At 68.9% G+C, this 13,705-nt stretch carries 5 protein-coding genes; all 5 read left to right on the top strand.

The genetic code is table 11. From position 1 onward, the window contains the following. Positions 1–177 precede the first annotated feature (177 nt). A complete protein-coding gene (locus tag EGM71_RS02880; protein WP_188487698.1) occupies positions 178–8,094 on the top strand; it encodes an ESPR-type extended signal peptide-containing protein in 7,917 nt (2,638 codons plus the stop codon). 157 nt (positions 8,095–8,251) lie between these two features. After that, positions 8,252–10,105, top strand: a complete 1,854-nt coding sequence (locus EGM71_RS02885; RefSeq protein ID WP_188487700.1) for a S8 family peptidase — start codon at positions 8,252–8,254, stop codon at positions 10,103–10,105. Positions 10,106–10,241: 136 nt separating this feature from the next. Continuing rightward, complete coding sequence (gene gspE / locus EGM71_RS02890) at positions 10,242–11,963, top strand: type II secretion system ATPase GspE (RefSeq protein WP_053499707.1); 1,722 nt, start codon at positions 10,242–10,244, stop codon at positions 11,961–11,963. 24 nt (positions 11,964–11,987) lie between these two features. Further along, positions 11,988–13,208 carry a type II secretion system protein XpsF gene (gene xpsF / locus EGM71_RS02895; protein WP_164114728.1) on the top strand — a complete coding sequence of 407 codons (1,221 nt, stop codon included), beginning with the start codon at positions 11,988–11,990 and terminating at the stop codon, positions 13,206–13,208. Between the two features lie 49 nt (positions 13,209–13,257). After that, positions 13,258–13,701, top strand: a complete 444-nt coding sequence (gspG, locus tag EGM71_RS02900; RefSeq protein WP_100439678.1) for a type II secretion system major pseudopilin GspG — start codon at positions 13,258–13,260, stop codon at positions 13,699–13,701. Positions 13,702–13,705 lie beyond the last annotated feature (4 nt).

Consider the following 13,705-nt stretch of genomic DNA (forward strand, 5'->3'; position numbering starts at 1 on the left):
GAACCATTCATTCCGCAGTAACCGCTCGGCGCACGCGCTCGGTTTTCTGTCGCTGCGCGCCGTTCGGCAATACCCCGCAGTAAATCACGCGAATAAACGCCCCCAGGGGACGTTGGGCCAGAAGGCCCAGCGGTGGCGTTGCTTTGCCCAAAACCAGTCCAATCAGGAGCCGTACCGATGAATCGGATTTATCGCAAGGTCTGGAACAAAGCATTGGGTCAGTTGGTGGTGGCCTCGGAACTGGCCTCCTCCGACAGCAGCGGTGGTGTTGTCGACCAGCGCCGCGATACGACACTGGCCACGCCCGCGCTGTTGGCGGTGGCACTGGGCCTGGTATTGGGATTGGGTATGAGCGGTTCCGCCATCGCACAGTCGGTGCAGATCGGCGGCAGCGCCACCTGCGTCGCATTCAGCGGCAAGCTGCTGGAAAAGTGCCTGATCGAAGGCTCGGCCAGTGCCAAGGGCAGCAACGCGGTGGCGATCGGCAGCAACAGCAGCGCCACTGCCGCCAACAGCGTGGCACTGGGTGCCGGCTCCAAGGCCACCCGCGCCAGCACAGTGTCCGTCGGCGATGCCGGCAAGGAACGGCAGATCACCAACGTAGCTGCAGGCACCCAGGCCACCGATGCCGTGAACAAGTCACAGCTGGATGCGCAGGCGCGCGCCACGCAGGCCGCACTGGCGGATGTCGCTGCAGATGGAAACCGCTATTTCAAGGCCGACGGCGCAGGTGATGACAGCGACGCGGCGAAGATCGACGGGCAGGGCGCGCTCGCAGCCGGCGCCGGTGCGCAGTCGTTGGCCAATGCCACCACCGCCATCGGTACCCAGGCGATTGCCGCCGGCATCGGCGCCAGCGCGTTCGGCCAGGGTGCTTTGGCGATCGGTGATGCCAGCGTGGTGGTTGGCCAGAGTGCGGCCGCGTTCGGGCTTGGTGATACGGCCGTCGGCGCCAGTGCTTACGCCGCCAGCGAGAACGGCGCGGCCACCGCACTCGGCGCGTTGTCCGAAGCCAGCGCCGATGGCGCCACTGCCGTGGGTGGCGGTGCCGTGGCGATGGGCCCGGGCAGTACCGCATTGGGTCGCGGTGCGACTGCCGCCAACGAGGCCTCGATCGCGGTGGGTGCGTTCAGCACCGCTGTGGGCGAATACAGCACTGCGCTGGGTTCCAATTCGGCGGCAGTCGCCACCGGCAGCGTGGCGCTGGGCGCCGGCTCGCTGGCCGACCGTGTCGATACCGTGTCGGTCGGCGCGGCCGAGTACGGCCTGACCCGGCAGATCACCAGCGTCGCTGCGGGCACCGAAGATACCGACGCGGTCAATGTCGGCCAGCTGAAGGGCGTTGCCGCCGCGGCAGACGCCACTGCCAAGCATTTCCAGGCCAATGGCAGCAGCAACAGTGATGCCGGCGCGCTGGCCGAAGGTGACGAGGCGCTGGCAGCGGGCGAGGCGGCCAATGCCATCGGCAACGGCGCGACCGCCGTGGGCGCCGGCGCCAACGCCGTTGCGCAGAACGCTACCGCCGTTGGCAACAACGCGCTGGCGTCGGGCCAGAACAGCGCAGCATTCGGCAACAACGCACAGGCCAATGGCCCGGGCAGTGTCGCCGTGGGTGGTGCCGCTGTCGATGCCGATGGCAATCCGCTGATCACCAGTGGCGGCGTGCCGGTGGAAACCGGCGCCACCAGTGCCGGTGTCGGCGGGACTGCCGTGGGCGCGAGTGCCGAGGCCGGTGGTTTCGCCGCGTCGGCCTACGGCGTTGGTGCGTATGCCGCCGGTGCGCAGTCGTCCGCGTTCGGTGCAGTCGCCAATGCCATCGGTGATTACTCCACCGCACTGGGTACGCAGAGCAACGCTACCGGCACCAGCAGCGTGGCCATCGGTGGCCCGGCCGATCTGATTCCGGGCCTGGGCTTCTTCGTGCAGACCCAGGCCAGCGGCGAAGCATCCACCGCGGTCGGCGCCGGCGCGATCGCCAGCGGTGATCGCGCGGTGGCCAACGGCAGCCTGACCGAAGCCTCCGGTGCGGAATCCACCGCCGTCGGCTACTTCGCTTACGCCCCGGGTGAGAACGCAAGCGCGCTCGGCGCGCAGACCTGGGCCAGCGGCGCGCAGAGCACCGCCGTCGGGTACTACGCCACTGCACGCGGTGCCAACAGCGTTGCACTGGGTGCGAATTCCGAAGCCGTCCGTGCCAACAGTGTGGCGGTCGGCAGTGTCGGCAACGAACGGCAGGTCACCAGTGTTGCCGCTGGCAGCGAAGCCACCGATGCGGTCAATCTGGCCCAGTTGAAGGGCGTCTCTGCCGTGGCCGATGCCACCGCCAAGCACTTCCAGGCCACCGGCAGCAGCAACAGCGATGCCGGTGCGCTGGCTGAAGGCGAAGATGCGCTGGCCGCCGGCGAGGCGGCCAACGCGATCGGCAATGGCAGCAGTGCACTGGGAGCGGGCGCCGTTGCCATCGCGCAGAGCGCCACTGCCGTCGGCAGCAATGCGCTGGCTTCGGGGCAGGGCAGCGCGGCCTTCGGCGCGGCGGCCACCGCCAGTGGCAGCAACGCCACCGCCCTGGGAACGCAGAGCAGCGCCACCGGCGCCGGCAGCGTCGCCATCGGTGGCCCGGCCGACATCGTGCCGGGCATGGGCCTGTATGTGCAGACTCGGGCCAGCGGTGTGTCCTCCACCGCGGTAGGCGGCGGTGCGGTCGCCAGTGGTGACCGCTCGTTGGCCAACGGCAGCTTCACCGAAGCGGTGGGCGCGGAGTCCACCGCGCTGGGTTACTTCGCTTATGCCGCCGGCGACAACGCCAGTGCACTGGGCGCGCAGACCTGGGCCATCGGCAAGGACAGCACGGCCATCGGTTACTACGCCACCGCTGGCGCCGAAAACAGCGTCGCGCTGGGCGCCTATTCGGGCTCCAACCGGGCCAATACGGTGGCCGTGGGCACCAATGGCAATGAACGCCAGATCGTCAGCGTGGCCGCGGGTACGCAGGCGACGGATGCAGTGAACAAGGCGCAGCTGGACGCCGTGGCCAGCACCGCCGACAGCACCGCGCGTTTCTTCCAGGCGCAGCCGGAAGCGGGCAGTGATGCCGGTGCGTTCGCCGAGGGTGAAGGTGCGGTGGCGGCCGGTTCGTCAAGCAATGCGATCGGCGCCGGCGCGGTTGCACATGGTGCAGCGGCTTCGGCCGTCGGTGACGACGCCGTGGCGGTGGGGCGCAACAGCAGCGCCACCGGCAATGGCGGTGTTGCCATTGGTGGCCTCGGCCAGGCCTACGACGAGTTCAACCAGCCGATCATCGGTGCAGACGGCACGGCGCAGCAGGTGGGCACCACCGCCGTCGCCGACGCTACCGCGGTCGGCAGCGGTGCACAGGCCACCGGTGCTGCGAGCAGCGCGTTCGGCAATGCCGCCAAGGCCAGCGGGGACAACAGCTTCGCGGCCGGCGGAAAGTCGCGTGCGACCGGTGGCTACGCGGTCGCGGTCGGTGACAGCGCCTTCGCCAGCAGTGACGACAGTACCGCTGTCGGTGGCTACAGCTGGGCCACGGCCAGTGGTGCCAGCGCCTTCGGTTCCGGTGCGTGGGCGACGGCCACCAATGCCTCAGCGTTCGGCAATGCTGCGTGGGCCAGCGGCAGTGGCGCAACCTCCATCGGTTACAACAGCTGGGCCAATGGTGCCAGCTCCACCGCGGTCGGCCGTGGTGCCTTCGGCTATGGCGACAACAGCGTGGCGCTGGGGTTCCAGGCGCTGGGCAACAGCCTCAACAGCATCGCCATCGGCACCAACACGGTGGCCGGTGGTGAGAGCGCGATCGCACTCGGCGCCGGCAGCAATGCCAGCGCCAGCAACGCCGTTGCACTGGGCGCCGGCTCGGTTGCCAACCGCGCCCGCAGCGTTTCGGTCGGCAGTGCCGGCAACGAGCGCCAGGTGACCAACGTGGCGGCCGGTACCCAGGCCACTGATGCGGTGAACAAGGCGCAGCTGGATGCCGTGGCAGGCGCAGCAGCCACCACCAGCCGCTTCTTCCAGGCCAGCGGCAATGGTGGTGACGTGGCCGGTGCACTGGTGGACGGTGACAACGCGCTGGCCGCCGGTGATGCGGCCAACGCCATCGGCAACGGTGCCACCGCACTCGGCAGCGGCGCCAACGCCTTGGCCAACAATGCGCAGGCGCTGGGCTTCAACGCCTTGGCGACCGCGGCCAACGCCAGCGCCATTGGTGCCAACGCACAGGCCACTGGCGAGTACGCCACCGCGCAAGGTGCGGAAAGCGAGGCCAGCGGCGAGCAGAGTGCGGCGTTCGGTGCGGCCAGCATCGCCAGCGGCGCCGGTAGCACTGCCAATGGCGTGCTGTCCGAAGCCTCCGGCGAGGAGGCCGTGGCGGTGGGCTACTTCAGCAACGCCAGCGGCAGCGGCTCCACCGCAGTCGGCAGCGAAAGCGTCGCCAGCGGCACCGCGTCGGCAGCGTTCGGCATCGGCGCCGAAGCGTCCGGCGGCTACAGCACCGCCATCGGTGGCTATGCACAGGCGTCGGCCTTCAACGCCACCGCCTTCGGCAACTTCGCCAATGCCTCCGGCTCCAACAGCGTGGCGCTGGGCGGCGACTCGGAAGCGTCGGGCGCCTACAGCACGGCCACCGGCCAGGGCAGCCTGGCCACCGGCACCAACAGCGTCGCCGTCGGTGGTTCGTTGTTCGGCGTGCTGGCCACCGAGGCATCGGGCAACTACTCCACCGCGGTCGGAGGTGGCGCCTGGTCCGGTGGCATCAACAGCACCGCGCTGGGCAACGCCGCCGAATCGCGCGGCGCCAACAGTGTGGCGCTGGGTGCCGATTCGATCGCGGACCGCGACAACACCGTGTCAGTGGGTGGCGGTGGCAACACCCGCCAGATCACCAATGTGGCCGATGGCACGCAGGGCAATGATGCGGTCAACAAGAACCAGCTCGACGCCGTAGCCGCAGCAGCGGCGAAGACCAGCAGGCAGTTCCAGGCCAGTGGCAACGCCGATGGTGAAACCGGTGCACTGGTCGAGGGCGACAACGCGCTGGCGGCCGGTGATGCGGCCAACGCCATCGGCAACGGTGCCACCGCACTCGGCAGCGGCGCCAATGCACTGGCGGGCAACGCCACGGCGGTCGGCATCGATGCGCTGGCCACCGGCAACAACGCCGCAGCACTGGGCAGTACCGCACAGGCCACTGGTGAAGACAGCCTTGCGCTCGGCACCGGCGCCAGCGCCAGCGAGCTTGGCGCCAGCGCGGTGGGTGCGCGTGCGCAGGCCAGCGGTGCGTACAGCACCGCAACCGGCACCGAATCCAACGCCAGTGGCACGCAGGCGCTGGCCAGCGGCTTCCGCAGTGCCGCCTCTGCCGATGGCACCACGGCCGTCGGTGGCTACGCCGAAGCCAGCGGTCGCCTCGGTACCGCCCTGGGCTACGGCTCGGCGGCCAGCGGTGCCAACACCACTGCAGTCGGCTTCGGTGCCGCTGCAGCCGGTACCGGTGCCGTAGCGGTGGGCCAGTCCAGCGAGGCCAGTGGCGAGGAGAGCGTGGCCATCGGTGGCAGCACCTTCTTCGGCTTGATCCCGTCGCGTGCCAGCGGCACCGGTGCCGCGGCATTCGGTGCGGGCGCGTGGGCGACCGAAGACTACGCGACCGCGATCGGCTGGAACTCGTGGGCGGCCGGCAGCAGCGCTACCGCACTGGGTGCCAATGCCACCGCCAATGGCAGCAACAGTGTCGCCCTCGGTGCCGGCTCCAAGGCCGACCGTGACAACACCGTGGCCGTTGGCAAGGCGGGTGGCGAACGCCAGGTAACCCATGTCGCCGCCGGCAGCGAAGCCACCGATGCGGTGAACAAGGGCCAGCTGGATGCGGTTGCCAGCGTCGCCGACAAGACCAGCCGGCAGTTCCAGGCCAGCGGCAACGCCGATGGCGAGGCCGGTGCCCTGGTTGATGGTGACAACGCACTGGCCGCCGGCAACGCGGCCAACGCCATCGGCAACGGCGCCACCGCGCTGGGCAGCGGGGCCAACGCCATGGCCACCAACGCCACCGCCGTCGGCGTCGATGCCCTGGCCACCGGCAACAACGCGGCGGCACTGGGCAATAACGCACAGGCCGGTGGTGTCGACAGTGTGGCGGTGGGCAGTGGTGCCAGCGCCAGCGAACTCGGTGCCAGCGCCAGTGGCGCCGGTGCCCAGGCCAAGGGCGCCTACAGCACCGCCAGCGGTGCGCAGGCCACGGCCAGCGGCACGCAGTCGCAGGCCAGTGGTTTCCGCGCCAATGCCTCGGCCGATGGCGCCTCGGCGCTGGGCAGCTACGCCGAAGCCAGTGGTCGCCTCGGTACTGCGGTGGGCTACGGCAGCAAGGCCACCGGCGCCAATGCCACCGCGGTGGGTGTCAGTGCCAACGCTTCGGCGGCCGGCAGCATCGCACTGGGCGCAGGCTCGGTGGCTGATCGTGCCAACACCGTGTCGGTCGGCAGTGCCAGCAGTGATCGTCAGATCACCCGTGTCGCTGCCGGTACCGAGCGCACCGATGCAGTCAATCGTGGCCAGCTCGATGCGGTGGCGGCGACCGCCGATGGCACCGCACGCTACGTCAAGGCCACCGGTGCGGGTACGGCCAGTGCCAGCGGAAGCGATGCCGCCGCGATCGGTTCGGCAGCCACTGCAAGCGGCGCACGCAGCAATGCGCTGGGTGCCAACGCGATGGCCATTGGCAATGGTGCGCTTGCACTGGGCACCAGTGCCGGTGCATCCGGTGCGAACTCGGTAGCGCTCGGTGCGGGCTCGCGCGCGCTGGATGCCAATGTGGTGTCGGTGGGCGGTGGCAATGGCATCGATGGCCCAGCCACGCGTCGCATCGTCAATGTGGCCGACGGTCGCATCGCCGCCGGCAGCACCGATGCGATTACCGGCTCCCAGCTCAACGTCACCAACCAGCGGGTGGGGGCGGTGGAAACCCGCGTTGGTGATTTCGACTCGCGCATCGCCACGGTCGAGACCACCGCGGCCAGCGCAGTCGGCTATGACGACGCCAGCCGTGATCGCCTGACCCTGTCCGGCTTCCAGGGCACCACCATCGACAACGTCGGTGCGGGCAGCATCGCCGCCGGCAGCCGCCAGGCGATCAATGGCGGGCAGCTGTTCCAGTCGCTCAGTGATGCCGCCAGCTTCCTCGGCGGTGGCGCCAGCGTCGGCATGCAGGGCGTGTTCGTGGCGCCGAACTACGTGATCCAGGGCGCGACGTACAGCAACGTCGGCGATGCGCTCGGTGCGCTGGACCGCAAGGTCAGCGAGATCGACCGCCGCAGTGCCGGTGGAACGCGTGCCGGCACCTCCAGCCTGCGGGCAATGAGTGCATCGCTGGATGACACCTCGGCCAGCCTTGCCGACGCAACCGCGGCGGCCGATGCCGCACCCGCCGCGGCACCTGCGGGCACCGCACGCGTGCAGGGCACGCCGACGGTCGCTGCGGCGGGCGCAGGCATTCCGGTCGGCACCCCGGCGGCGGGTATCAATGCCGTTGCCATGGGCGATGGCGCCGTCGCCAGCGGCGCCTCGTCCACGGCCATTGGCCAGGGCGCGAATGCCTCGGCAGCGAATGCCGTGGCGCTGGGCCAGGGTTCGGTTGCCGATCGTGCCAACACGGTGTCGGTGGGCAGCGAAGGCAACGAACGCCAGGTCACCAACGTCGCCGCCGGTACCACCGCCACCGACGCCGTCAACAAGGGCCAGCTGGACCGTGGCATGGCGACGGCGAACAGCTATACCGACAGCCGCGTCAAGGCCGTCGCCGACAGCTTCGATGTGTTCAAGGGCGAGATCGATGGACGCCTGCGCCACATGGATCGCCGCATCGATCGCCAGGGCGCGATGAGCGCGGCGATGCTCAACATGGCCACCAGTGCCGCCGGCATCCGCACCCAGAACCGGGTCGGCGTCGGCATCGGTTTCCAGGGCGGCGAATCGGCGCTGTCGCTGGGTTACCAGCGTGCGATCAGCGATCGCGCCACGGTCACCTTCGGCGGCGCCTTCAGCAGCGACGACAGTTCGGTCGGCGTCGGTGCCGGCTTCGGCTGGTAAGCCACTCCATTGCGCCGGCGGCCACCCACGCCGGCGCCACACCTGCAGTGAGGGCCTGGGGGGAGGTCACGGCAATCCCGGCTGGGCCGGCCGGGAGTCGTCAAGGAATGATGGCCGCAGTGTTGGTTCGATCCATGACCCAGAAGAGGAATTCGACGTGATCAAGAAGCAGAACCTTCGCATCAATGTGCTTGCCGCCGCCGTGCTGTCGATGACGGCTGTCGGTGCCGTCCACGCCGCTGGACTGCCGACCCGTGAACCGGTGCGCCAGGCCAGCACCGCCCAGCCGGGCACCGAGCGCATCATCATCAAGTACCGGGCCGGTGCTGCTGCCGCCACCGACCGCTCGGCGAAGCTGTCCACCGTGCAGTCCGCACTGACCCGTGCCAGCCTCTCCGGTGGCACGTCCCGCGCCAGTACGCTCGGCCCGCAGGTGGTCCGCAAGCTGTCTACCGGTGCGGACCTCATCCGTGTGCAGGGCCGCCTGGCCCCGGCCGAACTGCAGCGCGTACTGAAGGAGCTGCAGGCCGATCCGTCGGTGCAGTACGCCGAAGCCGACGTGAAGCTGCGCCGCACCGAACTGCGTGCCGGCAACGTGCAGCCGACGCTGGTGCCGAACGATCCCTTCTACCAGCAGAACCAGTGGCATCTGCACAATGCGGTCGGCGGCATCAACGCACCGGCGGCGTGGGATGTCTCGCAGGGCGAGGGCATCGTGGTGGCGGTGATCGATACCGGCATCCTGCCGCAGCACCCGGACCTGGTCGGCAACCTGCTGGAGGGTTACGACTTCATCAGCGATGCGGAGACCTCGCGGCGCCCGACCAACGATCGCGTGCCGGGTGCGCAGGACTACGGTGATTGGGTCGAGAACGACAACGAGTGCTATGACGGCTCGCTGGCCGACGACAGTTCCTGGCACGGCACCCACGTCGCTGGCACCGTGGCCGAGCAGACCAACAACGGCGTCGGCATGGCCGGTGTCGCCTACAAGGCCAAGGTGCTGCCGGTCCGCGTGCTGGGCAAGTGCGGTGGCTACCTGTCCGACATCGCTGATGCGGTGACCTGGGCCTCCGGCGGTACCGTGACCGGCATCCCGGCCAACACCAATCCGGCCGAGATCATCAACATGAGCCTGGGTGGCGGTGGCAGCTGCGCCAGCACCTACCAGGACGCGATCAACGGCGCGATCTCGCGCGGTACCACGGTGGTCGTGGCTGCCGGCAATGAAACCGACAACGCGTCCAAGTACCAGCCGGCCAGCTGCGAAGGCGTGGTGACCGTGGGTGCCACCCGCATCACCGGTGGCATCACCTACTACTCCAACTACGGCACCCGCGTGGACCTGTCCGGTCCGGGTGGCGGCGGAAGCGTCGACGGCAACCCGGGTGGCTACATCTGGCAGACCGGCTCCAATGCGGCGACCACGCCGGAATCGGGCACGCCGGGCTACATGGGGATGGGCGGTACCTCGATGGCTTCGCCGCACGTGGCCGCCGTCGCTGCACTGGTGCAGAGCGCGCTGATCGCCAAGGGCAAGGATCCGTTGACCCCGGCGGCGATGCGTACCCTGCTGAAGGAAACCGCACGTCCGTTCCCGGTCGCCATTCCGGCGGCTACCCCGATCGGTACCGGTATTCTCGATGCCAAGGCCGCGCTGGCCAAGGCACTGGAAGAACCGTGCACCGAGAACTGCGGGCCGGTGGCCACGCCGCTGACCAACAAGGCCGCAGTCGGTGGCCTGAACGGTGCTGCCGCCAGCAGCCGCCTGTACAGCTTCGAAGCCGTTGCTGGCAAGCAGCTCAGCGTGATCACCTACGGTGGCACCGGCAACGTGTCGGTCTATCTGGCCAAGGGCCGCGAGCCGAGCGCCACCGACAACGACGCCCGCTCGACGCGTCCGGGTACCTCGGAAACGGTGCGGGTGACGGCACCGACCGCCGGCACCTACTACATCAAGGTGGTGGGCGAAGCGGCTTACAACGGCGTGAGCATTCTCGCCACGCAGTAAGCACCTCGTGTCGTAGTTGAATTGCCGAAGCCCGTCATCCTGTGTGACGGGCTTCGTCTTTTTACGAAAGGTGGCCGCAGGGCGGCGGAAATCACGGCTTAACTGCTAAAGTCGAGCCGATTGACAGGAGAGTCACGTGAACGCGCTCGCTGCAACCGTTACCGACGACGCCGAAGGCCGCATCCTGGATGCGCTGCTGGCGCGCGGCCGGCTCAAGGAAGGCGACCTGGCACGCGCACGGCCGTTGCATGCCGAGGCCGGCGGCAGCCTGCTGGGCCTGCTGGTGCGCTTGGGCCTGGTGTCTGAACGCGACCAGGCACAGGCCAGCGCCGAGGTGCTGGGCCTGCCGCTGCTGGAGGGCAAGCAGGTGCCGGAGGCGCCGCCGCAGGCGCTGGCCGAGGGACTGCCGCTGTCGCTGCGCTTCCTGAAGCAGTTCCACGTGTGCCCGCTCGAGTTGAATGAACACGGGGTACGGCTGTGGCTGGCCGATGCCCATGACGCCTATCCACAGCAGGCCGTGCAGTTGGCGCTGGGGGTTCCGGTGACACCGGTGCTGGGCATGCGTGCGGAGATCGATGACCTGGTCGAGCGCTGGTTCGGCCAGGGCCGCAGCGCGATGGGCGCGATCGTGGAAACCGCGGATGGCGAGGGCGGTGCGGTCGACGATATCGAGCACCTGCGCGACCTCGCTTCGGAAGCGCCGGTGATCCGCCTGGTCAACCTGGTGATCCAGCGTGCGGTGGAACTGCGCGCTTCGGATATCCATGTCGAACCGTTCGAGAGCCGGTTGAAGGTCCGCTACCGCGTCGATGGCGTGCTGGTGGAAGGCGAAAGCCCGCCGGCCAACCTCACCGCAGCGGTGATCAGCCGCATCAAGATCATGGCCCGGCTCAACATCGCCGAGCGCCGCCTGCCGCAGGACGGTCGCATCATGCTGCGCGTGCAGGGCAAGGAGCTGGACCTGCGCGTGAGCACCGTGCCGACAGCGCACGGCGAAAGCGTGGTGATGCGCCTGCTCGACCGCGAAACGGTGGTGTTCGATTTCCACCGGCTCGGCTTCACCGACGCCTTCCTGCCGCAGTTCCGCAAAGTGCTGGAGCAGCCGCACGGCATCCTGCTGGTGACCGGCCCGACCGGCTCGGGCAAGACCACCACGCTGTACACCGCGCTGAGCCAGCTCAACACCGCCGACGTCAAGATCATCACGGTCGAGGACCCGGTCGAATACCAGATCGAGGGCATCAACCAGATCCAGGCCAAGCCGCAGATCGGCCTGGACTTCGCCAACGCGCTGCGCAGCATCGTCCGCCAGGACCCGGACATCATCATGATCGGCGAAATGCGCGACCTGGAAACCGCGCGCATCGCCATCCAGTCGGCGCTGACCGGCCATCTGGTGCTGTCCACCCTGCATACCAACAATGCGGCCGGCGGCATCACCCGCCTGCTCGACATGGGCGTGGAAGACTACCTGCTCACCTCCACCATCAACGGCATCCTCGCCCAGCGCCTGGTACGCCGGCTGGAGCCGACCCATGCCGAGCGCTATGCCGCTTCGCCGGAGGAGATCGAGCGGTTCGAGTTGCGCCGCCTGCAGCCGGAAGGGCCGATCCACCTGTACCGCCCGAAGCCCTCGGCGCTGGCGCCGACCGGCTACCTGGGGCGTACCACCATCATGGAATTCCTGGTGATGAACGATGCGCTGCGGCGTGCGGTGATGCGTCGCGATGGCATGGGCGAGATCGAGCGCATCGCCCGCGAAGCCGGCATGCGCACCATGTACGAGGATGGCCTGTCCAAGGCGTTGAGCGGACAGACCACCATCGAGGAAGTGCTGCGCGTGACCGAGGAAAGCTGATGCGCGCAGGACGCCGGGGCTGACATGCCGAACTATCGCTACAAGGCGCTCAACCCGCATGGCGAGGTCTTCGACGGGCAGATGGAGGCGGCCAGCGAGGCCGAGCTGATCGCGCGCCTGCAGGACCAGGGCCATCTGCCGATGGAGACGCAGCTGGCCGATGCCGGCGCGATCGGCGGCAGCAGCTGGCGCAACCTGCTGCAGCAGCGCCCGTTGCAGGGCGCCGCATTGCTGCAGTTCACCCAGCAGCTGGCGACCCTGCTCGGTGCCGGCCAGCCGCTGGACCGCGCGCTGTCGATCCTGCTGGGGTTGCCCGAGGACGAACGATCGCGCCGCGCGATCACCGACATCCGCGACGTGGTGCGCGGTGGTGCACCGCTGTCCACCGCGCTGGAACGCCAGCATGGGCTGTTCTCGCGGCTGTACGTGAACATGGTGCGCGCCGGCGAAGCCGGTGGCAGCCTGCATGAAACCCTGCAACGCCTGGCCGACTACCTCGAGCGCAGCCGCGCGTTGCAGGGCAAGGTCATCAACGCGCTGGTCTACCCGGCGATCCTGCTGGTGGTGGTAGGCGGTGCGCTGTTGTTCCTGCTTGGCTACGTGGTGCCGCAGTTCGCGCAGATGTACGAGAGCCTGGATGTGGCGCTGCCGTGGTTCACCAACGCGGTGCTGCAGCTGGGCCTGTTCGTGCGCGACTGGTGGGTGCTGCTGCTGGTGGTGCCGGCGCTGGTAGCACTGTTCTTCGAGCGCAAGGCGCGGCAACCGGCGTTCCGGCTGGCGCTGGATGGCTGGCTGCTGCAGCGGCGTGGCATCGGTCGCCTCGTCGGCGAGCTGGAAACCGCACGGCTGGCGCGTACGCTGGGGACGCTGCTGCGCAATGGCGTACCGCTGCTGGGCGCGCTGGGCATTGCCCGCAACGTGCTGGGCAACCGCGCACTCGCCGCCGACGTGGAAACGGCCGCCGATGAAGTGAAGAACGGTGCCGGCCTGTCGCTGGCACTGTCGCGCGGCAAGCGGTTCCCGCGCCTGGCCTTGCAGATGATCCAGGTTGGTGAAGAATCCGGCGCGCTCGATACCATGTTGCTGAAGGCCGCCGATACCTTCGAACAGGACAGTGCCCGGCGCATCGACCGCATGCTGGCGGCGATGGTGCCGGCGATCACCCTGGTGCTGGCCTCGGTGGTGGGCGCGGTGATCGTCGCCGTGCTGGTACCGCTGTACGACCTGACCAATGCCATCGGTTGACGATGGCGCTCCCCGCAACCCTGACACTCCGCAACTGAAAGGACCGTCCATGATTGCCAGTCGCCGACCGATCCGCCTTTCCTTCACCGCCGCACGCAACCAGTCGGGCATGAGCCTGCTGGAGATCATCATCGTCATCGTGCTGATCGGCGCGGTGCTGACCCTGGTCGCCAGCCGCGTGCTGGGTGGTGCCGATCGTGGCAAGGCCAACATCGCCAAGGCGCAGGTGCAGACCGTCGCGTCCAAGATCGACAACTACCAGATCGACACCGGCAAGCTGCCGGGCACGCTCAACGACCTGGTGACGGCTCCGGCCGGTGTCGGCGGCTGGCTCGGCCCGTACGCCAAGCCGGCCGACCTGAATGACCCGTGGGGCCACGCGCTGGAGTACCGCGCGCCGGGCGAAGGCCAGCCGTATGAGCTGGTCAGCCTGGGCAAGGATGGCAAGGCCGGCGGCAGCAGCGTCGACGCAGACATCCGCTACCAGCCGTAACCGC

Origin of the sequence: Stenotrophomonas maltophilia, assembly GCF_006970445.1 — a bacterium.
Taxonomy (GTDB): domain Bacteria; phylum Pseudomonadota; class Gammaproteobacteria; order Xanthomonadales; family Xanthomonadaceae; genus Stenotrophomonas; species Stenotrophomonas maltophilia_AU.

Bases quoted from the DNA above. Each gene is read 5' to 3' on its own strand.
- EGM71_RS02880 (WP_188487698.1), top strand. From the start codon at position 178: ATGAATCGGATTTATCGCAAGGTCTGGAACAAAGCATTGGGTCAGTTG.
- xpsF (WP_164114728.1), top strand. From the start codon at position 11,988: ATGCCGAACTATCGCTACAAGGCGCTCAACCCGCATGGCGAGGTCTTC.
- gspG (WP_100439678.1), top strand. From the start codon at position 13,258: ATGATTGCCAGTCGCCGACCGATCCGCCTTTCCTTCACCGCCGCACGC.